Origin of the sequence: Streptomyces sp. AN091965 (assembly GCF_022698285.1) — a bacterium.
Classification (GTDB): Bacteria; Actinomycetota; Actinomycetes; order Streptomycetales; family Streptomycetaceae; genus Streptomyces.
Genome location: NZ_JALDMY010000001.1, coordinates 2489691 through 2512004, shown reverse-complemented (window position 1 = coordinate 2512004; position 22314 = coordinate 2489691). Strand labels below are relative to the sequence as shown.

The following is a 22314-nucleotide window of genomic DNA, read 5'->3' as shown; positions in this document are numbered from 1 at the left end:
CCATGAGTACGACACGCTCCACCGAGGACGCGCTCCGCGACTGGAAGCAGTGGCACGCCCAGCGCGTCGAGACGGTGTCCGCGCCCTACGGCCCGCTGTCCCTCACCGGTACCCACTGGCTCGCCGACCACCCGGACGGCGCCCTGCCCGGCCTCCCGGGCCGCTGGGCCGAGGACGGCGACGAGGTCGTCCTGACCGCGGGCCCCGAGGACGGCCTCACCCTCGACGGGAAGCCCTTCCCCGGCACCGCCCGGCTCACCGCGGACCCCGGCCCGGTCACGGCCGCGCGCCTCGGGCTCGGTGAGCGGCGCCTCGTCGTGCTGCGCCGCGAAGGCCTGTGGGCGGTGCGCGACTTCGACCCCGGCGCCCCGGCGCGGCGCGCCTTCACCGGCATCGAGGCCACCGCCCACGACCCCCGGTTCGCGGTGGCGGGCCGCTTCACCCCGTACGGCGAGGACCGCACCGTGCGGGTGTCCAACGCGGACGGCGTGGAGCGCGGGCTCGGGCTCGGCGGCGAACTCGCCTTCTGCCTCGCCGGGCAGGACCACACGCTCCAGGTGAGCGTCGAGGCCGACGGCTCGCTGTGGGCCGTCTTCGCGGACGCCACCAGCGGCGGCTCCAGCTACCGCTTCCGCTTCCTGCGGCCGGCCGCGCCCGGCGCCGACGGCCGCGTCACGGTCGACTTCAACCGCGCGCTGCTGCCGCCGTGCGCGTTCGCCGACCACTTCATCTGCCCGTTCCCGCCGCCCGGCAACACCCTGCCCGCCGAGATCGCCGCGGGGGAGCGGAACGTGTCCCTTCGCTGACCTGCGGCCCCGGTGACGTATGCCGGTGGCGCGTCACCGGGGCCGTTGGAAGCCTCGCTGGTTCTGCCGCTGTGGGCCGGGTCGTCTGCCGATTCGTCGTGGCTGGTCGCGCCCGCGCGGCGGAGGGGCTGAGAGACACAGCCCCGCGCCCCTTCGGGCGCTCCCGCAACGCGGGCCTGCGGAGGCGTTGCGCCGGCATCCGGCCGTAGCGGCTGGAAACAACACCTTGTGCGGTGCGTCACCCCGCCGAATACTCCCGTGCAGCGCTTGTCAGGGGCACGGCGTAGCCGGAATCCGTCGTGTCCGATGGCTGCGCCTCACGGGCCCGGCCCCCACGGGCCCCCTGACTTCCCTCGGGAGGAACCAGCAGTGAGGATCAAGCGCACCACCCCCCGCGGCACCACGACGAGACACCTCCGCACAGCCGCCCTCGCGACCGGTCTGGTGGCCGCGGCGGCGCTCGCCGTGCCCGCCGCCAGCGCCGACGAGGCGCGTACGTACAGCGCGTCCGACCTCACGGCCGCCAGTGACGCCGTCCTCGAAGCGGACGTGGCGGGCACCGCCTGGGGCATCGACGCGAAGACCGGACAGGTCGTCGTGACCGCCGACAGCACGGTGTCCGCGGCCGAGATCGCCCGGGTGAAGAGGGCGGCGGGCGACACGGCGGGCGCCCTCAGGATCGAGCGCACGCCGGGCACCTTCCAGAAGTACATCTCCGGCGGCGACGCGACCTACGCCGACAGCTGGCGCTGCTCGCTCGGCTTCAACGTGCGCAACGGCAGCACCTACTACTTCCTCACCGCCGGGCACTGCACCGACGGCGCGGGCACGTGGTGGGCCAACTCCGCCAAGACGACGGTGCTCGGCACCACATCGGGCTCCAGCTTCCCCGGCAACGACTACGGCATCGTCAAGTACACCAACAACTCGGTGACCAAGTCCGGCACGGTCGGCAGCCAGGACATCACCCGCGCCGCCGACCCGACGGTCGGCCAGAGCGTGACGCGGCGCGGCTCGACCACCGGCACGCACAGCGGCCGCGTCACCGCCCTCAACCAGACCGTGAACTACGGCGGCGGTGACGTCGTCAGCGGCCTGATCAAGACCACCGTGTGCGCCGAGCCGGGCGACAGCGGCGGCCCCCTGTACGCGGGCTCCACCGCGCTGGGCCTGACCTCCGGCGGCAGCGGCAACTGCTCCTCCGGCGGTACGACCTTCTTCCAGCCGGTCACCGAGGCGCTGCGCGCGTACAACGTCAGCGTGTTCTGACGCCGCGCTCCGAGCCGTTCCCGACGAGCCCCCGCCCAACTCCCGGGCGGGGGCTCGCCCTTGCCGTGCCGCGGGGCTCGCCCTGGGATGGGCGGCGCGTTACCTTCGTACTGCATGCCCTATTCGCCCCATGAGACCCCCGGGGGCCGTCGTGGTCGAGGAACTGGTGGCGGCCGGAGCGGCCGTCGCGTCCGCCGGACTGCTGTACCTGCTGTCCGCGGCGCGTGTCGTCAAGCAGTACGAGCGCGGTGTCGTGTTCCGGCTCGGGCGGCTGCAACAGGGAGTGCGCGGTCCCGGTTTCACGACGGTCGTGCCGATCGTGGACCGGATGCGCAAGGTCAACCTCCAGATCGTGACGATGCCGGTGCCCGCGCAGGAGGGCATCACGCGGGACAACGTCACCGTGCGCGTCGACGCGGTCGTGTACTTCAAGGTCGTCGACGCCGCCAACGCCATCGTCCAGGTCGAGGACTACCGCTTCGCCGTCTCCCAGACGGCTCAGACGTCGCTGCGGTCCATCATCGGCAAGAGCGACCTGGACGACCTGCTCTCCAACCGCGAGAAGCTCAACCAGGGCCTGGAGCTGATGATCGACAGCCCCGCCATCGGCTGGGGCGTGCAGATCGACCGCGTCGAGATCAAGGACGTCTCCCTGCCCGAGACCATGAAACGCTCCATGGCCCGCCAGGCCGAGGCCGACCGCGAACGCCGCGCCCGCGTCATCAACGCCGACGCCGAACTCCAGGCCTCCAAGAAGCTCGCCGAAGCCGCCAAGGAGATGTCCGAGCAGCCCGCCGCCCTCCAACTGCGCCTGCTCCAGACCGTCGTCGCCGTCGCCGCCGAGAAGAACTCCACCCTCGTCCTGCCCTTCCCCGTCGAACTCCTGCGCTTCCTGGAACGGGCGCAGACGGGGACCGGGCCGTCGGGCCCGCCGCCCGCCGCCGCCCCCGCGCCCGCCGCCTCCGCGCCCGCCCCGCCGGAAAGCGGAGTGGAATCTTCAACCACTGGTCCCGCCGTGCCGCCCGGCGCTACCCCGACGACGGAAACCGGACAGGACTAGTCCTCACCCGCTGCCCATCGCCCGCTCGCACCCGGTGTTTGCACCGGGGACCGGCGAGGGGACGACTAGGCGTGACCACGCTGGGTCAACGGGCCGCGGGAGCAGGCGCGTTGCCGGGCGGGCGTCCTGAAGTCGACCTTGTGTGCTGCCTGTGAGGCTGGGAATAGTGGGCCGCGTCCTATTGGCATGGACGCGGCTTCACCAGGGCCGTGCCGCCATGCGCTCACGCTTTCCGGCCGCCGAGGTCCCCACACCGGAGCGGGCGGACCCCCCACAGGAGGACATCAGTTGAAGCACCGACGCATACCCAGGCGGCGCGTCGCCGTGGCAGGCGCGGGCGCCGTCGCCCTGATCGGCGCGGCAGTCACCTTCCAGACTGCGAACGCGAGCGACGACACGCCCACCCCCACACCGGACACGCTGTCGGTGGCACAGGCCGGAAAGCTCGCCTCGTCGCTCGACAAGGAGCTGGGCGCCGACGCCGCGGGCACGTACTACGACGCCGGGGCCAAGCAGCTCGTCGTGAACGTCCTGGACGAGGACGCCGTGAAGACCGCCGAGTCGGCGGGCGCCAAGGCCAGAGTCGTCGAGAACTCCCTGGCCGCGCTGAAGAGCGCCCGCACCACGCTCAGCGACAAGGCGTCGATCCCCGGCACGTCCTGGGCCACCGACCCGGCTACCAACAAGGTCGTGGTGACCGCGGACCGCACCGTGCGCGGCGCCGCGCTCCAGAAGCTGGACGCGGTCGTGAAGCAGCTCGGCGGCAAGGCCGAACTCCAGCGCTCCAAGGGGGAGTTCAAGCCCCTCATCGCGGGCGGTGACGCGATCTTCGGCGGCAGCAGCCGCTGCTCCCTCGGCTTCAACGTGGTCAAGGACGGCGCCCCGCACTTCCTGACGGCGGGCCACTGCACGGAGGCCGTCTCCAGCTGGTCCGAGAAGCAGGGCGGCCCGGCCATCGGCGAGAACGTGGGCTCCAGCTTCCCCGACAACGACTACGGCATCGTCAAGTACAGCGGCGACACCGCCCACCCGAGCGAGGTCAACCTCTACGACGGCGGCACGCAGAAGATCACGAAGGCGGGCGCGGCGACCGTCGGCCAGCAGGTGCGGCGCAGCGGCTCCACCACGCAGGTCCACGACGGCAAGGTCACGGGCCTGGACGCCACCGTGAACTACGGCAACGGCGACGTCGTCAACGGCCTCATCCAGACCGACGTCTGCGCCGAGCCCGGCGACAGCGGCGGCGCCCTCTTCGCGGGCGACACCGCGCTCGGTCTGACCTCCGGCGGCAGCGGTGACTGCTCCGCCGGCGGCGAGACGTTCTTCCAGCCGGTGCCGGAGGCCCTCGAAGCCTTTGGCGCGAAAATCGGCTGACGCCTGGTTTGGTGCTTGAGGCCCCGGAAACCTTTCGGTTTCCGGGGCCTTTCCGCATTTCCGGGAGTGCGCCGGGCGGGTTTAAGCAGTGGGGTTGAATAATTCCCCTTCCCCTGAATTCCCAAGGGGTGACGCGCGTAGACTTCTGGCATAACTCAAGGTGTGGCGCACTGATGACCTTGTGAAGCAAGGTGCTATGGCGCGCAAGCCTTCCATGCTGCGGTTATGTGATGCGGATCTCAATGTGGGCAAGATGCCTGTTTTGACCCTGTTTGGGGGCCTGGAATGTTGCGCCCCTGTAAAACTCCGCAGCATTTCTGAAATGTCTTCTGTGGAGGATTTGCAAGGGCGCCGCATTGCTGGCTCTAATGATGCGCACCCCGACGCGGGGCACCTCCGCGTCCGCACGTCATCAGGAGTTGGACAGCATGGCCGACGCGCCACGAACCGAGCCCCGCGGCCCGCTCGCGGCAGCCGTCGGCGCCTTCCGCAGGGACCGCGTCGGCCTCGCCGCGCTCGGCGTGGTGGCCTTCTTCGTGCTGCTCGCGCTCGCCGCGCCGCTCGTCGCCGCGCTCTACGGCAAGAACCCCACCGAGCACTACGGCCAGAACGAGGCGGGCCTCCTCAGCCCGGAGGGCCTGCCGGTGCTGCCCAACGGCGGCATGTCCGGCGAGTTCTGGTTCGGCCTCGAACCGGGCCTCGGCCGGGACGTGTTCACCCAGCTCCTGTACGGCATCCGCACCTCGCTGCTCGTCGCCGGCGCCGCCATCGCCGTCATCGCGGTCCTCGGGGTCGTCCTCGGCGTGACCGTCGGCTATCTGAGCGGCCTCGCCGACCGGGTCTTCACCTTCGTCTGCAACGTGCTGCTCGCCTTCCCGACGCTGCTGCTCTTCCTCGCGCTGAGCCCCATCGTGCAGACCCGCTTCGTCGACCCGGGCGAGAACGAGCCCGCCTGGATGCAGTTCACCGTCCTGGTGCTCGTCTTCGCCGCCTTCGGCTGGGTGCCCCTGGCGATGGTCCTCAGGACGACCGTGCGCTCCCTGCGCGAGCGCGAGTTCATCGAGGCCGCACGAGCCGTGGGCGCCTCGCGCCGCCACATCGTGCTGCGCGAGCTCCTGCCGAACGTGTGGGCGCCCGTCCTCGTGCACATCACGGTCGCCCTGCCGGGCATCGTCACCGCGGAGGCCGCCCTGTCCTTCCTCGGCGTGGGCATCAGCGAGCCCATCCCCGACTGGGGCCGCATGATCGCCCGCGGCTCCGAGGTCTTCTACGACGACCCGACCTACATGATCTTTCCCGGCGTGACGATCCTGCTCTTCGTCCTAGCCTTCAATCTGCTCGGCGACTCCGTACGGGACGCACTCGACCCCCGTACCGCCCGCTGAGACCCGGCGCGCCGCGCGCGCCACCCCCACCCGCACCATCCGCAATGGAGTTCACCATGCCCAGGATCACGTCGCGCACCGTGGCCGTCCCCGTCGTCGCCGCCGCTTCCGCCATGCTCGTGCTGTGCTCCTGCTCGGCCGGGGCGGGGTCCAAGAGCGACGCGGCCGCGCCCCGCGAGGAGGCCGACCTGGTCGCCGGGGTGGGCAGCGCCAAGGACAGCACGGGCCCGGCGCCCGCGGTCGAGGGCGCGCGCGAGGGCGGCACCATCCGCGTCGCCAACCTGCGCGACTACTCCCACCTCGACCCGCAGAAGATCTACGCGGGCGAGGCGTACAACACCTCGCTCCTGTGGGGCCGCCAGCTCACCCAGTACCAGGTGATCGACGGCAAGCCCAAGCTCGTCGGCGACCTCGCCACCGACATCGGCAAGGCCTCCGACGGCGGCCGCACCTGGACGTACACGCTCAAGGACGGCGTCGCCTGGGAGGACGGCAAGCCGATCACCTCGAAGCACGTCAAGTACGGCATCGAGCGCACCTTCGCGCCCGGCTTCGAGGTCGGCCCGCCCTACTGGCCGCAGTGGCTCACCGGCAAGTCCGACCTCGCCCGGGCCCGCAAGGTCTACGGCGGTCCCAAGAAGGACGGCGACTTCGACCGCATCGAGACGCCCGACGCCAAGACGATCGTCTTCCGCTTCCATGAGCCGCAGTCCGACGTGCCGTTCATGGCCGCCCAGTCCTCCTCCTCGCCGGTGCGCCCCGACAAGGACACCGGCACGCGCTACGACCTCAAGCCGTTCGCGACCGGCCCCTACCGGATCGTCTCCCACCGGCAGAACCAGTCGCTGACCCTGGAGAAGAACCCGCACTGGAAGGCGGAGACCGACCCGATCCGCCACCAGTACGCCGACAAGTTCGAGTTCACCTTCGAGAAGAAGGAGCTCAACACCGCCCAGGAGATCCTCAACGGGCGCGGCGACGGCGCCGACACCGTCACCACCAAGAACGAGTTCCCGCCCGAGCTCATCGGCGAGGCCGAGCGCGACCCGAAGAAGAAGGACCTGATCGTCGACGGCCGGCGCGGCGCGTTCACCTACCACCTGGTCGTCCGCAACGACCGCGTCGCCGACCCCGAGGTCCGCAAGGCCGTCCACTACCTCTTCCCGCGCCAGCAGGCCCGCCAGGCGCTCGGCGGCCCGCGCGTCGGCGACATCGCCACCACCTACTCCTCGCCCGCCATCGTCGGCTGGGAGAGCTACGACACCTACCCCGTCAAGCCCACGGGCGACATCGAGAAGGCCAAGCAGCACCTGGCCAAGGCCAAGAAGAAGGTCAAGCGCCTCTCGTACGCCTACGAGTCGAACGCCGTCAACGACCGCATGGCGCAGGTCCTCGTCGACGCCTTCGCCAAGGCGGGCATCGAGCTGGTCACCAAGCCGCTGCCGCTGCCCGCGTACACCAACGAGGTGCTGCGCGGCGCCGACCCGAAGTACGACCTGTGGATGTCCGGCTCCTCCGTGGACTGGCCGACCCCGGCCACCGGCGTGCCCTACCGCTTCGACAGCCGTCGTGACTCCCTCGACAACGACCCGCGGTACAAGAACCCGGCCGTCGACAAGGAGCTCGACCGCATCGCGAAGATCACCGACGCGACGGAGAAGGCCAAGGCGCTCATCGCCCTGGAGAAGAACACGATCATGAAGGACGTGCCGGTCGTGCCGTTCCTGCACCAGCGCGTCCAGCAGGTCCGCGGCGCCAACGTCGGCGGCGCCTTCATCCACCCGATCTACGGCACCATCAGCCCCGCCTGGCTGTACCTGAAGAAGTCCTGACCCATGCTCGCCTACGTCCTCCGACGGGCGCTGACGGCGGTCGTGGTGCTCCTCGCGATCTCCGCGACCGCCTTCGCGCTGTTCTACGCGGCGCCGTCCGACCCCGCCGTCATCGCCTGCGGCCCCAAGTGCGACGCCTCCCAGGTCGCGGCGGTGCGCGAGTCCATGGGCCTGGACCAGCCGGTCCTCGCGCAGTACGCCGACTACGTGCGCGGCCTGTTCGCGGGCCGCACCATCGCGGACGTCGACGGCACCCCGATCGCCTGCGACGCCCCCTGCCTCGGCTACTCCTACGCCCTGCACGAGCCCGTCCGCGCGGCCATCACCAGCCGCTTCCCGGTCACGCTCTCGCTGGCGGCGGGCGCGCTCGCCGTCATCCTCGTGGCCGGCGTCGGCGCGGGCTTCGTGTCCGCGCTGCGCCGGGGCCGGCTCTCCGACCGGCTCCTGTCCGCCTTCACCCTGGTCGGCGCCAGCGTGCAGATCTATTTCCTCGGCTACGCGCTCCAGTACCTGCTCGTCTACCAGACCGGCTGGTTCGCGCTGCCCGGCTACACCTCGCCCGGCGAGGACCCCGGCGCCTGGCTCGCGGGCCTGCTGCTGCCCTGGCTCGTGCTCGGCTTCGTCAACGCGGCCGTCTTCGCCCGGCTCTCCCGCGCCCAGATGCTGGAGGTCATGCACGAGGGGTACGTGCGCACCGCGCGCGGCAAGGGCCTCAGCCCGCTGCGCGCCCATCTCAAGTACACCGCGCGCGGGGCCGCGGCACCCCTGGTGCAGCTCCTCGGCCTGGAGGTGGGCGCGCTGCTCGGCGGCGCGTTCATCACCGAGACCGTCTTCGGGCTCAGCGGCGTCGGCAAGCTCGCCGTGGACGCGGTCGTCCAGAACGACCTGCCGACCGTCGTGGGCACCGTGCTGCTCGCCGCGTTCTTCGTCGTGGTGTTCGTCGCCGTCGCCGACCTCGTGGTCGCGTGGCTCGATCCGAGGGTGAGGCTCGCATGACCGCTCCTGCTCCGACGACCGCTCCCGCGCTGCGCGTACGCGATCTGAGCGTGACGTTCACCGGGCCGCGCGGCGCCGTCACCGCCGCCGAGGGCGTCACCTTCGACCTGGCGCGCGGCGAGGTGCTCGGCCTGGTGGGGGAGTCCGGCTCGGGCAAGTCCACCGTGGGCCTGGCCGCGATGGGTCTGCACGACCCGGCGCGGACCCGGGTCACCGGCAGCATCGAGGCCGGCGGCACGGAGGTCGTCGGCGCGTCCGACGCCGAGCTGCGCGCGCTGCGCGGCTCGAAGGTGGCGATGGTGTTCCAGGACGCGCTCGCCGCCCTGTCCCCCTTCCACTCGGTGGGCGCCCAGCTCGCCGAGGCCTACCGGATCCACCACCGGGGCGCGGCGCGCGCGGAGGCCGGGGACCGTGCCGTCGACATGCTGGAGCGGGTGGGCATCGCCGCCGCCCGCTCCCGGGACTACCCGCACCAGTTCTCCGGCGGCATGCGCCAGCGCGTGATGATCGCGATGGCGCTGATCAACAGCCCCGACGTACTGATCGCGGACGAGCCCACGACGGCGCTCGACGCCCGGGTCCAGCGCCAGGTCCTCGACCTGCTCGACGAGCTGCGGCACGAGCACGGCACCGCCGTCGTCCTGGTCACCCACGACGTGGGCGTCGTCGCGCACGCCACCGACCGCGTCCTCGTCATGCGCCACAGCCAGCAACTGGAACTGGGGCCGACCGAGCGCGTGCTCACCGCCCCCGAACACCCCTACACCCGGGCCCTGACCGGCGCGGCCCCCACGCTCACCACCGTCCCCGGCACCCGCCTTCCGACGGTCGACGAGCCGGATCCCAAGCCGCGCACGGCGGCCCGGGCGCTGGTGGCGCCCCCCGAGCGGCCCCTCGCCGAAGTCGTGGACCTGCGTGTGGAGTTCGGCGGCGGCCGCACCCTGCTCGGGCGGCGCCGCGAGCCCGCCCGCGCGGTGCGCGGCATCAGCCTCCAGGTGCGCGAGGGCGAGACCCTCGGCCTGGTCGGCGAGTCCGGATCGGGCAAGTCCACCACGGCCCGGGTGCTCGCCGGACTCCAGCGGCCCACCTCGGGCGAGGTCCGCTTCCAGGGCCGCGACATCTCCGGTGCCGCCGGGTCCGCCGCGCTGCGCCGCGAGCTCAGCCGCGAGGTGCAGCTCGTCTTCCAGGATCCGTACGCCTCGCTGAACCCGCGGCGCACCGCGCAGGAGATCGTCACCACGCCCCTGCGGGTGCACACCCGGGCCGGCGCGGCCGAGCGCCGCGAGCGCGCCGCGGAACTCCTCGAACAGGTCGGCCTGTCCGCCGGCCACCTGGACCGCTACCCGCACGAGTTCTCCGGCGGCCAGCGCCAGCGCATCGGCATCGCCCGCGCGCTCGCGCTGCGCCCCCGGCTGATCATCGCGGACGAGCCCGTCTCCGCGCTCGACGTGTCCGTGCAGGCGCAGGTCCTGAACCTGCTGATGGACCTGCGCGACGAACTGGGCCTCTCGCTCCTGTTCGTCTCGCACGACCTGGCCGTCGTCCGGCACTTCTGCGACCGGGTCGCGGTCATGCGGCACGGGGAGGTCGTCGAGACCGGCACCCGTGACGAGGTCTTCGACGCGCCGGGCGCCGCGTACACCCGCGAGCTGCTCGCCGCCGTGGTCTGACCGGGCCGTCCAAAGGCGGTGCCCCGCTCCCCTCACGAGGGGAGCGGGGCACCGCCGTTTCGCGTACCGGGATCAGCAGGTGCCCGCCGGGCGGGCCCGGGTCACCAGGTCCGTGCGGCCCGTGGTGCCGTCGATCCACACCACGCGCTTGCCGGTGTCGGCCGCGTGGCCGGTCTGCTCACCGCGGTTGCAGGAGACCCGCTTCAGGCCCTTGCCGTCCAGGTCGGTCTGGACGAGCTTGGTGAGGTTGCCGTTGCTCCAGCCGCGCTGCGGGCGCCACTGGGTGAGGGTCACCGCGGAGTCCGAGGCGTCCACGTTCCAGAAGTACGCGGTGGCCGAACTCTCGGGGATGACGTCGGTCAGGCCGGTGCCGTCCAGGTTGGCGCGGCGCAGGCCCATGCGGTTGTCGTCGGCGATGTCGTCGACCAGCCAGTACAGGTACGTGCCGTTGATCGCGGGGGTCGCGATGCCGAGGTAGGCGCCCTTGGCCGGGACCAGGGTGTGCTTGCCGGTCCGCACGTCCGTGATCTCGGTGGAGACCTGCTGGTGGCCGTCCTTGTCGACGTACACCTTCGCGTAGCCGAGCTTGTCGCCGCTGAGGGTGGGCAGGGCGGTGGCCACGTCGTAGCGGCCGCCGTCCACGAACACCGGCTCGCGCTCGCCCTTGCGCAGGTACGCGACCCGCTGCTGGCCGTGCGGGCTGGACTCCTGCCAGGTCACGGTCTGGCCCGAGACGTGCACGTTGGCGACGGTGGTGCCCGCCGACCACAGCTTCTTGACCGGGCCGCCGGTCAGCGGCCGGGACAGGACCTCGACGCTGGTGGGGCCGTACGCCACCCACGCCACGGTCCTGCCGTCGGTGTCCGGGTAGACGTGGTAGCGGCCGTCGTTGGGGCTGATCAGCTTCTTCGTGCCCTTGCCGTCGGTGCGGCCCGCCCAGACGGAGAAGGCCTCCTGGCCCTCGTCGTCGGACTTCGACGTGGCCCACCAGCCGCCGCCCGCGCCCGCGCCGGTGTTCGGCAGGCCGCCGCCGAGGCGGGTGGCGTTCACGTCGCCGAGGAGCTTGTCGGAGTCGGCGCCGATGGCCTTCTCCCAGCCCTTGGTGATGCCGTGCGCGTCGAAGGCCCGGTTCACGGACCGCAGCTTCGCGCCCTTGACGCCGAGCGCCTTGGCCGCGGCGACCACCGCGTTGCGGGCGTCGGTGTAGCCGTCGAGCGGCGTCAGGTACTCGGCGAGGGCCTTGTAGACGATCCGGTCGGCCAGGGTGCCGCCGAGGTCCTCGCGGATGTCCCACAGGGCGCCCGAGAAGATCGTCGAGTTGAGGTGCACGCCGCCGCTGTCGGTGCCGATGGTGACGCCGAGGAAGTCCTTGGCGGTGGTCCGCCCGTCGTTCAGGTTGCGGAACGCGCAGTCCTCGGGCGCCTTGGTGCGGCACAGGTCCTCACCGATGAGGGCGGCCTTCGGGTCGCTCATCGGGGTCTTGGACGCGGTCACGTCGATGGCGTTGCCGAAGTAGTCGGCGACCGCCTCGTTCAGGGCGCCGGACTGGCCGACGTAGACGAGGCCCGCGGTGTGCTCGACGACGCCGTGCGTCATCTCGTGGCCCACCACGTCCAGGTCGGCGGAGAGGGTCTTGGTCTCCTCGTCGCCGCCGCCGTACACCATCTTCTGGCCGTCCCAGAAGGCGTTGACGAACGGGAACCCGCCGTCGGTCACGCCCACCAGGGAGTTGATGGCCATGCCCTTGCCGTCGAGGCTGTCGCGGCCGTGCTTCTTCTTGTAGTAGTCGTAGACCTGCCCGGCCGCCCAGTGCGCGTCCACGGCCCCCGACTCGGTGGCGTCCTTGCCGAACTCCTTGGTCTTGGAGGCGACTTCGCCGATGCCGCTCGGCCACCTGCCGGACGCGTCGTTGGCGTCGACGCCGCGCGCGTCCCAGGTGGTCAGCGCGTTCTTGCTGCCGTCCCACTGGCGGCGGTGGTCACGCAGCTGGTACGCGTCCGACGCCGCGTCGTGGGTGAGGTCGAGGTCGACCTTCTTGCCGTCCAGCTTGACGCCGCTGCCCGTCGTGCCGGGGAAGTCGGCGTCGTCGGCTATGGACTGGATGCCCGAGTACTGGAGCACCGGGAAGCCGGAGGCGGCGTCGACGTACACCTCCTGCTTGACCGGCGCGCCGCTCACGGGGTCGGTGCCGGTGACGGTGACGTGGTACGTCAGGACGCCCTTGCCCCGGGGCAGGACGACGAGCCCGTGGGAGGCGCCGGTGAGCTCCGGCTTCCTGCCGCCCTCGGTCCTGGCCTTCGCCTTGGCCCCGGCCCGCGTCCTGTCCGGCCGCGGGGAGAGCTTGGTCAGGCTCCCCGAGCGGCCGTCGCCCGCGCCCGTCGCCGCCACGGCCCGCTCGACGGCCGTCTTCTCGGCGACGTGGGCCCTGGTCCCCACGGTCAGGCCTGTGAAGTACTTGCCGGAGGTGCCGGTGACGACCCGGTCGCCGTCCTTCTTCTCCATGCGCACCAGGTACTGGCCGCCGAGGACCGGCAGACCGCGGTGCTTCTGCTGGAAGCGGACCGTTTCGTCGTCGCCCTGCTTCAGCGTCTGTTCGGCCGTCAGGTTCCGTGCCGGGTCGGCGATCTCGTACCGGTCCTTCTTGGCCGCGAGGTGGCCGCGGGCCGCGGCGGCCGGGCTGCCCGAGTCCTTGGCGGCCTCCTCGATCCCGTCCACCAGGGCCGGGGTCTTGGTGCCGGTGCCCGGGACGACCTCGGTGGCCGGTCCCTGGGGCGTCTCGTCGGCGGCCTGCGCCGCCGGAACGCCGGACGCGAGCAGCGCCGCCGCGCCGAGGAGCGCGGCGCCGCCGGATATGCGGGCCCGTCTGCGTGACTTGCTCATGTTCCCCTCCACACGCCGAAAGGCGCACGTCAACAGAGCGCACGTCATGTACGTGCGTGAGCCATGCAAGTCGTTGCCCGAGTGTTGATCAAGGAATAACTACGGGTCACAAGTGGGTCCGCACACTTGTGTGCACCCAGGGGCGGCGTGAGACTTCCGGTCATGACCATGGTGGGGAGCGGCAAGGGGAGCGCGCTGCGCGACCTGGGCCTGGGGGAGTCGGACGAGCGGGTGTACGGGGCGCTGCTGCGGCGCCGGGCCGCCGCGGCCCTGGACGCGGAGCAGCTGCGGCGGGAACTGGGGATCACCCGGGGCGAGTTGGATCGGTCCCTCGCGCGGCTGCGGGAGCACGGTTTCACCCTGCCGGAGCCGGACCCCGCGTCCGGCGCGGGGCGTCCGCGGGCCGCGCTGCCGCGCCCGGTGCCGCCCGCGCCCGCGGTGCGCGCCCTGATCCGCCGAAGACAGGCGGAACTGCACTACCGGGCGGCGGAGTTGGAGCGCCTCCGGCGGGAGGCCGACGAGATCGCCGAGCGCCTGGAGCCGGACCCGGCCGCCGCCCCCGGCGTCGGCGCGGCGGTTGAGACGGTCAGGGGGGCGGCCGCGGTCCGGCGCCGCGTCGACCACCTGCTGGCCCACGCCGAGAGACAGGTGCTGATCCTGGACCGGCCGCCGGGCCTGGACTTCTGGGCGGCGGGGGACACCGCCCCGGCCACCGGCTCCCGGGCGGCGGACGGCGTGCCGCCCGGCGCGGGCGTCGCGGCGCTTCTGGACCGCGGGGTGGCGGTGCGCGCGGTCCTTGCCCGCGAAGGCGTGGCCCCGCCCGGCCTGCTCAGGCCGCTCCCCCCGCTCCTGGAGCGGGGCCTTGAGGTGCGGACGGCGGCACACCTGCCCACCGGGCTCATCGCCGTGGACGGCCGCGCCGCGCTGCTGCTGCCCGCCGGGGACGCCACGGGGGGCGCGGGGGACGGTGCCGCCGTGGTGGTGCGCGGCACGCTGCCCCGGCAGGTCTTCGGGCCGCTCTTCGAGGAGCTCTGGGGGCGGTCCCTGCCGCTCGGCGGCGGTGCGCGGCGCCCGCCCGAGGAACACCGCGACCTGCTCCGGCTGCTCGCCGGTGGCCTCAAGGACGAGGCGATCGCCCGCCGCCTCGGCGTCCACGTGCACACCGCGCGCCGCCGCATCAGCCGGCTGCTCGACGAGCTGGACGCGGACACCCGTTTCCAGGCGGGCGCCCAGGCGGCGCTGCGGGGCTGGCTCGCGGGCCCGTGACGGCGTGAGCCCCGCCGCGCGGGGAACTCGTCCCGGCGTGACGGGGCTTCGGAAGGTGCTCGGGCCGCGGCGGGTCGCGCGGTCCCGGAGGTCTCAGGCCCGCAAGGCCGGGCCTCAGAAGGAGAAGACCTGCCCCTGGCCGATCTTCAGCGCACAGGGGTTGGCGAAGGTGTGCGCGTACGAGACCCGGCGGCCCTCCCACACGCCCTGGGCGGTGACGACGATCGGGTTCCACTCCTTGGTGCAGGGGCGCGACGACGACTTCTTGGTGATGACGTCGAACTTGCCGCCCACCGAGCGCAGCTGGTCGCACGCGGCGGCCGCGTCGGGGTGGCTGCCGACGCCGCCGGAGGAGCAGCCGAGCGTCACGGCGCGCTGGATGTCCGCGGTCTCGGCCTTGTCGCCGTAGCCGATGGTGAGCACCAGCTCGGAGGGCGCGTAACCCTGGGCCCGGGTGGGCTCGGGCGCGGGACCGGCCGTGGCCGCCGTGGTCAGACCGCCGAGCGCGAGGGCGGCGCCCAGCGCGATCCCCCCAGTGATGTACCGCATTTCGAACACTCCCTTGCTTGATTTCCCGGATAACGAACGGAACCGGAAGCGAGTCTTGCTCAGGGCGTCACTGAAAGCACATCGGGCGCTGACTTTCAGTCGTTGGTTGAGAACTGAGGGTAGTGGCGTGAAGTGATGTGCTCCGACGGACGCGCCGAGGCGTCCGATCTCCCTGTGACCGGCGGGGAGTGGGCATTCGGGTGGAATTTCCCGATCGCCGCAAAGCGGGGCGCATGGCTGCGAATGGGTGGTCTGTGCCACGCCGTGCGCCCCGCGGAGGGGACGGGATTGGCCGGAGGGCGCACCTCGAACGCGTCTGCGGTGGGCGCGCGCGGGGTCAGCGCTTGGGCCAGTACCAGAGGGGCTCGTCCAGCATGCCGACGCGGCCCGCCACCTGCGTCTGGCCCAACTCCTTCACCAGCTCTATGGAGTTGACGTCCGTGCGGTGGCGGCGCGCGCCCTCGGCGATCGCGTCCGCGAGGTCCTGGGCGTGGGTGACCAGGACGACCTGGGTGTCCTTGGCGGCCGTGAGGATCAGGTCCGCCAGGGGGCGCAGGAGGTCGGGGTGGAGGCTGGTCTCCGGCTCGTTCAGGACCAGCAGCGCGGGTGGCCGGGGCGTCAGGAGGGCGGCCGTCCACAGCAGATAGCGCAGGGTGCCGTCGGACAGCTCGGCCGGGCCGAGGGGGCGCCGCAGCCCGCGCTGGTGGAGCTGGATCTCGAACCGCCCGCCGTTGTCGGCGATCCGCACGCGGCTGCCCGGGAACGCGGCGTCCACGGCGGCGTCCAGGGCCTCGTCGTCACCGGTCTCGCGGATGGTCTGGAGCGCGGCCGCGAGGTCGGCGCCGTCGTGGGCGAGCACCGGGGTGCGGGTGCCGACGCGGGCCGCGCGGGCGGGCGCCCCGGCGTCCGTGCGGACATGGTCGTAGAACCGCCAGGAGCGGATCAGCTCGCGCAGCCTGAGCAGGTCCGGCGCGAGCTGGGGGTCCGCGAACTCGCTCAGCATGCTGTCGTACGGGCGGATGTCCTGGGAGCGGTGCCAGCCGCCGTCGGCGGTGCGGGTGCGCACGGCGGGGCCCGCGCGGTCGCAGAGCAGCGCGGCGGTGCGCAGCACCGGGCCCGCCCAGGTGCACTCCCGCTTGATCTCCGGGTCGAGGGCGAACATGGACGGGGCGCCACCGGGCTGCGCTCCGCTCGACTGGGGGACGCCGAAGTCCACGGCATAGCCGAACTCGTCCCCGGCGAAGCCGAGCTTCAGGCCCGCGGGCTCCTGCTTCTTGTCACCCGCCCAGACGGCGGAGGGGAGGCCGCCCTCGTGGGCCAGGGCGGCCACGGCGCCCCCCTGGCCGGAGTCCGCGAGCAGCCGCAGGGCCCGGTACAGGCTGGACTTGCCCGTGCCGTTCGCCCCCGTGATCACGTTCAGCCGGTCCAGGGGGACGATCAGTTTGCGGAGCGAGCGGTAGTTCTCTACGGCGAGTGTGCGGATCATGCCCTTGAGGGTCGCAGGCGGGTCTGACACACGGGTGCTTCAACCCCTTTTGCCCTCTTTGTCGGCTCCTTGCCCTCACGCACCGGAGGGGCTTTCGGGCCGGCGACGCGCGTTCGCCGTCAGGAGGGTGACCGCGGTTCCCGCCACCGCCCACGCCGAGAGCACAAGGAGCGGGCCCGTCACCGCGTTGCCCTTGAAGTACGCGATCGAGCGGGCGACCCAGGTGCCCGCGCCCGGGGGCAGCGCGGGACCGATCGCCTCCCAGAACGGGGGCAGCATCGGCAGCGGGAAGGCGCCGCCCGCGCTCGGGTTGCCCGCGACCACGATGAGCAGCACCGCGAGGCCGATGCCGACGATGCCGGTGAGCTCCTCCAGGGCGAGGGTGATCGCGCCGACCGCGAAGGTGAGCAGCGAGCCGAGGCCCCACAGGGCCAGGACCGAGCCGGGCAGGGCGCCCAGGATCGGGCCGACGATGACCGCGCCGCCGATGCCGCCCGCGATCGAGAGCAGGGCCATGGCGCCGAGCCTGATCGCCGCGCGCTGCGGGGTCGCGGGCCGGGAGCCCGCGCTGATCGACATGATCGACGCGCACAGATAGCCGCCGACGCACCAGCCGACGACCAGGTAGAAGGACGACAGGCCGTTGAAGTCCTGGGCCGACGCCGGGGCCACGTCCACGGTCTTCACGGTGCGCTTCTCGGCGCCCGCGACCTCGGTGCTGATCATCTCCAGGGCGTTGGCGAGCGCCTTGCCGCCGCCGGAGGCGACCAGGAGGGTGTCGTTCGTGCCCTGGGGATCGACGACCAGGGCCCCGTCGATCTTCCGGTCCATGATCTGCTTCCGGGCCGCGGCCTCGTCCTTGAGTACGCGCGGGTCGAGCGGATCCCCGGGGAGCCGGGCCAACTGGTCCTTGGTCTGCTCGGCCGCGGGGCCCGGCGCGACGACTCCGAAGGGCACGTCCGTCGGCTTCGGGTGGTGCAGCGCCCCCACGTAGGAGGTGATGAACAGCAGCTGCAGGGCCAGGACGCCGATGACCAGCAGGGCTGCTCGTGGAGTGACGGCGCTCTTCAACTCGTCGGCGAAGGTCATGCCCCCACGCTCCGAGGCGCCCGCGGAGGGCGCAGGCGGGGCGGGGCCGAATGGATGACGGGCACCCCGCACGCGCGGTCGAACTAATATTCGAACGTGGTCTATGGTGGAGGTGGGGGACAGGAAGCGGAAGGTTCAGGAGGTGCGTGTGCCCGGCTTCACGCATCTGCACACTGCCTCCGGGTTCTCCCTGCGGTACGGGGCCTCGCACCCGGAGCGGCTCGCCGAGCGCGCCGCCGAGCGGGGCATGGACGCGCTCGCGCTCACCGACCGGGACACCCTCGCGGGCGCGATCCGCTTCGCCAAGGCGTGCGAGAAGGCGGGCGTGCGGCCGCTGTTCGGGACGGATCTCGCGGTGGACCCGCCCGCGCCCCGGGAGGACGGCGAGCGCGGTGCGCGCCGCCGCGCCCCGGTGCGCGGCGGCGCCTTCATCGACGAGTCGACCCCGAGGGCGACCTTCCTCGCCCGGGACGGGGCCACGGGCTGGGCGGAGCTGTGCCGCCTGGTCAGCGCCGCCCACCGCGACGGCAGGCCCGTACTGCCCTGGGACGACAACCACGGCGAGGGCCTGACCGTGCTGCTCGGCCCCGCCTCCGACGTCGGCCGGGCGCTCGCCGCCGGGCGCCCCGACCGCGCGGCCCGTCTGCTCGTCCCCTGGCGCGAGCGGTACGGCGACGCGCTGCGCCTCGAAGCGCTGTGGCACGGCCGCTCGGGCACCGGGCCCGGCTCGCTGCGGCTCGCCGCCCGCACCGTCGGCTTCGCCGCCGAGCAGCGGCTGCGCCCCGTCCTGACCAACGCCGTCCGCTACGCCGACCCGGGCCAGGGCCCCGTCGCCGACGTCCTGGACGCCGCGCGCCGCCTGGTGCCCATCGACCCGCGCGGGGAGCACGACGGCGGCGAGCGCTGGCTGAAGGGCGAGGCCGCCATGCTGGGCGTCGCCGAGCGGATCGTCGAGGCCGCCGGGTTCCGCCGCGACGCCGCGTACCGGCTGCTCGAACAGACGAAGGCGGCCGCCGCCGAGTGCCTGGTCGACCCCCAGGACGACCTCGGCATCGGCTCGGTGCGCTTTCCCGAGCCCGCCCTCGTCGGCGCCGGGCGCCGCACCGCGCAGCGCGTCCTCGCCTCCCGGGCGGCCGCGGGCATGGTGCTGCGCGGCTACGACCGGCGCGGCGACCGGCGGGCGTACTGGGAGCGGATGCACCACGAGCTGGACATCATCGCCCACCACGGCTACGCCTCGTACTTCCTGACCGTCGCCCAAGTCGTCGACGACGTACGGGCCCTGGGCATCCGTGTGGCCGCGCGCGGCTCCGGCGCCGGGTCCCTGGTCAACCACCTCCTCGGCATCGCGCACGCCGACCCGGTCGCGCACGGGCTGCTCATGGAGCGGTTCCTGTCCACGCGGCGGCGGGTGCTTCCGGACATCGACATCGACGTGGAGTCCGCGCGCCGCCTGGAGGTCTACCGCGCGATCCTCGGCCGGTTCGGCCAGGAGCGGGTGGCGACGGTCGCGATGCCGGAGACGTACCGGGTCCGGCACGCGATCCGCGACGTGGGCGCGGCCCTGTCTATGGACCCCGCGGAGACCGACCGGATCGCCAAGGCCTTCCCGCACATCCGCGCCCGCGACGCCCGCGCGGCGATGGCGGAGCTGCCCGAGCTGAAGGGCATCGCGGCCGAGGCGGACCGGCACGGCCGTCTGTGGGAGCTGGTCGAGGGCCTCGACGCGCTGCCGCGCGGCGTCGCCATGCACCCGTGCGGCGTGCTGCTCTCCGACGCCTCCCTCCTGAAGCGCACCCCCGTCATGCCCACCAGCGGCGAGGGCTTCCCCATGTCCCAGTTCGACAAGGAGGACGTGGAGGACCTCGGTCTGCTCAAGCTCGACGTGCTTGGCGTGCGGATGCAGTCGGCGATGGCGCACGCGGTCGCCGAGGTCGAGCGGGCCACGGGGGAGCGGGTCGACCTGGACGACCCGCGCCGGGTGCCGGAGGGCGACGCGGCGACGTACCGGCTCATCCGCTCCGCCGAGACGCTCGGCTGCTTCCAGATCGAGTCGCCGGGCCAGCGGGACCTGGTGGGACGCCTGCAGCCCGCGACCTTCCACGACCTGGTGGTGGACATCTCGCTGTTCCGCCCCGGGCCGGTCGCCGCCGACATGGTGCGGCCGTTCATCGAGGCCAGACACGGCCGCGCGCCCGTCCGCTATCCGCACCCCGACCTGGAGGAACCGCTCCGGGAGACGTACGGGGTCGTCGTCTTCCACGAGCAGATCATCCACATCGTCGACATCATGACCGGCTGCGGGCGCGACGAGGCGGACCGGGTGCGCCGCGGCCTGTCCGATCCCGAGTCGCAGGGCCGCATCCGCCACTGGTTCGCGCAGACGGCGGCCGCGAAGGGCTACGGCGCCGAGACGGTCCGGCGGACCTGGGAGATCGTCGAGGCCTTCGGCAGCTACGGCTTCTGCAAGGCGCACGCCGTGGCCTTCGCCGTGCCCACGTACCAGTCGGCGTGGCTGAAGGCCCACCACCCGGCGGCCTTCTACGCGGGCCTGCTCACGCACGACCCGGGGATGTACCCGAAGCGGCTGCTGCTCGCGGACGCGCGGCGGCGCGGGGTGCCGATCCTGCCCCTCGACGTGAACCGGTCCGCGGCCGCCCATCGCATCGAACTGGAGTCCGAATCCGGGGCGTGGGGCGTACGGCTCGCGCTCGGTGACGTGCACGGCATCAGCGAGGCCGAGGCGGCCCGGATCGCGGCCGGACAGCCGTACTCCTCGCTGCTCGACTTCTGGGAACGGGCCCGGCCGAGCCGCCCGCTCGCCGGACGGCTCGCCCAGGTGGGCGCGCTCGACGCCTTCGGCGCCAACCGCCGTGACCTGCAACTGCACCTGACGGAGCTGCAGCGCGGCGCCCGGGGCGTCAGCGGCCCCCAGCTGCCGCTGACCGGCGGCCGGGACACCGCGCCCGCGGGTCTGCCCGACCTCGACGACGCGGAGCGGCTGAGCGCCGAGCTCGGCGTGCTCTCCATGGACGCCTCGCGGAACCTGATGGACGATCACCGCGCCTTCCTCGACGAGCTGGGCGTCACCTCCGCGCGCCGGCTGCGCACCGCGCGGCACGGCGACACCGTCCTGGTCGCGGGCGCCAAGGCCGCGACGCAGACCCCGCCGATCCGCTCCGGCAGGCGCGTCATCTTCACCACCCTCGACGACGGCACCGGCCTGGTCGACCTGGCCTTCTTCGACGACGCCCACGCCGCCTGCGCGCACACCGTCTTCCACTCCTGGCTGCTCCTCGTCCGCGGCGTGGTGCAGCGGCGCGGCCCGCGCAGCCTCAGCGTCGTCGGCTCGGCGGCGTGGAACCTCGCGGACCTGGTGGAGCTGCGCCGCGAGGGCGGCCTGGACGCGGTGGCACCGCGCCTGGCCGAGGGCGGCGCGGCGACCGGGGGGACCGCGGAGTCCGGGGCGGCCGCGGAGTCCGGGGCGGCCGCGGCGTCGGGCCGGGGCGGCGACCCCGGACGCGGCCGCCGTATCCGGATGGAGACCGGATACGAGATGCACCCGTGGGCCGACCTCCAGCCGCCCGGCGAACGGGCGCCCACGGGACGGAAGTTGTGGCACCAGAGCCCGGGGAGTGCGGGATGACCATCCTCTGCGTACGTTTCCAGCTGCCGCCGATGTACGAGGCGGCCCTGCCGGGCCTGCTCGGGCTCCTGGAGGAGTTCACCCCGGTCGTCGAGGCGCTGCCGCCGGACGGGGCCCTCGCCGATCTGCGGGGCGCCGAGCGGTACTTCGGGCGCGACGCCGTCGGCCTCGCGTCCGTGATCCGGGTGCGCGCCCTCGCGCTGCACGGCGTCGACTGCCTGATCGGCGCGGGTCCCGGCCCGATGCTCGCCCGGGTCGCGCTGCGCGACGCCCGGCCCGGCGCGCCGTGCGCGGTGCCCGCGGGCGCCGCCGCCGAGTTCCTCGCCGAGAAACCCGTCGCCGCGCTGCCCGGCGTCGGCACGGCGACCGCCCGCACCCTGTGCGCGTACGGCCTCGACACCCTCGGCCGGGTCGCCGCCGCGCCCCTGTCCACGCTCCAGCGCCTGATCGGCGCCAAGGCGGGCCGCGAGCTGCGCGAGCGGGCGGGCGGCGTGGACCGGGGCCGGGTGGTGCCGAACGCGGTCTCCCGCTCCCTGGCCACCGAACGCGCCTTCTCCCACGACGAGATCGACCCCGGCAGGCACCGCCGCGCCCTGCTCTCGGCCGCCGAGGAGCTGGGCACCCGGCTGCGCGCCCTCGACAAGGTCTGCCGCACCCTGACCCTCACCGTCCGCTACGCCGACCGCTCCGCGACCACGCGCAGCCGCACCCTGAAGGAGCCGACCGCGCACTCGGCGGAGCTGACGCGGGCGGCGTACGGCCTGTACGAGGCGCTCGGTCTGCAGCGGGCCCGGGTCCGTGCGATCGCCCTGCGCGCCGAGGGCCTCGGCCCCGCCGACCAGGCCGCCCACCAGCTCACCTTCGACCCGGCGGACGAGCGGGCCCGCCGCATCGAGGCGGTGGCGGACCGGGCCCGGCGGAAGTTCGGGGCGACCGCGATCGTGCCGGGGTCGCTGGCGGCGTAGGGCGAGGGCCCAGCGGGCCGCCCCTCGCCCGTCCGCGATAC

General features: G+C 73.2%; 15 protein-coding genes. 11 read left to right on the top strand and 4 right to left on the bottom strand.

Annotation, left to right across the window (positions count from 1 at the left end):
• The first annotated feature begins 2 nt into the window (after positions 1–2).
• From MQV74_RS10215 to MQV74_RS10180, 8 genes are all read left to right on the top strand, one after another.
• The gene (locus tag MQV74_RS10215; protein WP_242716057.1) at positions 3–806 is read left to right on the top strand and encodes a DUF1684 domain-containing protein; all 804 of its coding nucleotides are present in this window, start codon (positions 3–5) and stop codon (positions 804–806) included.
• Positions 807–1175: 369 nt separating this feature from the next.
• On the top strand, positions 1176–2075 hold the full coding sequence (locus MQV74_RS10210; RefSeq protein ID WP_242716055.1) for a S1 family peptidase: 900 nt from the start codon (positions 1176–1178) through the stop codon (positions 2073–2075).
• A gap of 130 nt (positions 2076–2205) precedes the next feature.
• Entirely contained in the window at positions 2206–3135 is a 930-nt protein-coding gene (locus MQV74_RS10205) for a slipin family protein (protein ID WP_278194116.1), read from the top strand.
• A 288-nt stretch (positions 3136–3423) separates the two neighbouring features.
• Positions 3424–4509, top strand: coding sequence for a S1 family peptidase (locus MQV74_RS10200; protein WP_242716053.1), 1086 nt, complete (start codon positions 3424–3426; stop codon positions 4507–4509).
• Between the two features lie 428 nt (positions 4510–4937).
• On the top strand, positions 4938–5894 hold the full coding sequence (locus MQV74_RS10195; RefSeq protein WP_242716051.1) for an ABC transporter permease: 957 nt from the start codon (positions 4938–4940) through the stop codon (positions 5892–5894).
• A gap of 56 nt (positions 5895–5950) precedes the next feature.
• Complete coding sequence (locus MQV74_RS10190) at positions 5951–7726, top strand: ABC transporter substrate-binding protein (RefSeq protein WP_242716049.1); 1776 nt, start codon at positions 5951–5953, stop codon at positions 7724–7726.
• A 3-nt stretch (positions 7727–7729) separates the two neighbouring features.
• Entirely contained in the window at positions 7730–8722 is a 993-nt protein-coding gene (locus MQV74_RS10185; protein ID WP_242716047.1) for an ABC transporter permease, read from the top strand.
• Positions 8719–10392, top strand: coding sequence for a dipeptide ABC transporter ATP-binding protein (locus MQV74_RS10180; RefSeq protein ID WP_242716045.1), 1674 nt, complete (start codon positions 8719–8721; stop codon positions 10390–10392). Before MQV74_RS10185 ends, MQV74_RS10180 begins: the two co-directional genes overlap by 4 nt.
• A 72-nt stretch (positions 10393–10464) precedes the next feature.
• On the opposite strand, the gene MQV74_RS10175 is transcribed toward MQV74_RS10180, so the two are convergent.
• Complete coding sequence (locus MQV74_RS10175; RefSeq protein WP_242716043.1) at positions 10465–13272, bottom strand: M4 family metallopeptidase; 2808 nt, start codon at positions 13270–13272, stop codon at positions 10465–10467.
• Between the two features lie 162 nt (positions 13273–13434).
• Here MQV74_RS10175 and MQV74_RS10170 point away from each other — a divergent pair, with 162 nt between their 5' ends.
• Positions 13435–14538 (top strand): hypothetical protein, encoded by a 1104-nt coding sequence (locus tag MQV74_RS10170; RefSeq protein ID WP_242716041.1) that lies wholly within the window; start codon positions 13435–13437, stop codon positions 14536–14538.
• Positions 14539–14652: 114 nt separating this feature from the next.
• Here MQV74_RS10170 and MQV74_RS10165 read toward each other — a convergent pair whose 3' ends face one another.
• The 3 genes from MQV74_RS10165 to MQV74_RS10155 all read right to left on the bottom strand — a co-directional run bounded on the left by MQV74_RS10165 (position 14653) and on the right by MQV74_RS10155 (position 17662).
• The gene (locus tag MQV74_RS10165) at positions 14653–15087 is read right to left on the bottom strand and encodes a subtilase-type protease inhibitor (protein ID WP_242716039.1); all 435 of its coding nucleotides are present in this window, start codon (positions 15085–15087) and stop codon (positions 14653–14655) included.
• A 337-nt stretch (positions 15088–15424) separates the two neighbouring features.
• Positions 15425–16573: an AAA family ATPase gene (locus MQV74_RS10160; RefSeq protein WP_242716037.1), complete on the bottom strand. Its 1149-nt coding sequence runs from the start codon at positions 16571–16573 to the stop codon at positions 15425–15427.
• A gap of 75 nt (positions 16574–16648) precedes the next feature.
• Positions 16649–17662: a DUF3533 domain-containing protein gene (locus tag MQV74_RS10155; protein WP_242716035.1), complete on the bottom strand. Its 1014-nt coding sequence runs from the start codon at positions 17660–17662 to the stop codon at positions 16649–16651.
• 148 nt (positions 17663–17810) lie between these two features.
• Here MQV74_RS10155 and MQV74_RS10150 point away from each other — a divergent pair, with 148 nt between their 5' ends.
• Complete coding sequence (locus MQV74_RS10150; RefSeq protein ID WP_242716033.1) at positions 17811–21308, top strand: DNA polymerase III subunit alpha; 3498 nt, start codon at positions 17811–17813, stop codon at positions 21306–21308.
• The gene (locus tag MQV74_RS10145; RefSeq protein ID WP_242716031.1) at positions 21305–22273 is read left to right on the top strand and encodes a DNA polymerase Y family protein; all 969 of its coding nucleotides are present in this window, start codon (positions 21305–21307) and stop codon (positions 22271–22273) included. Before MQV74_RS10150 ends, MQV74_RS10145 begins: the two co-directional genes overlap by 4 nt.
• Positions 22274–22314 lie beyond the last annotated feature (41 nt).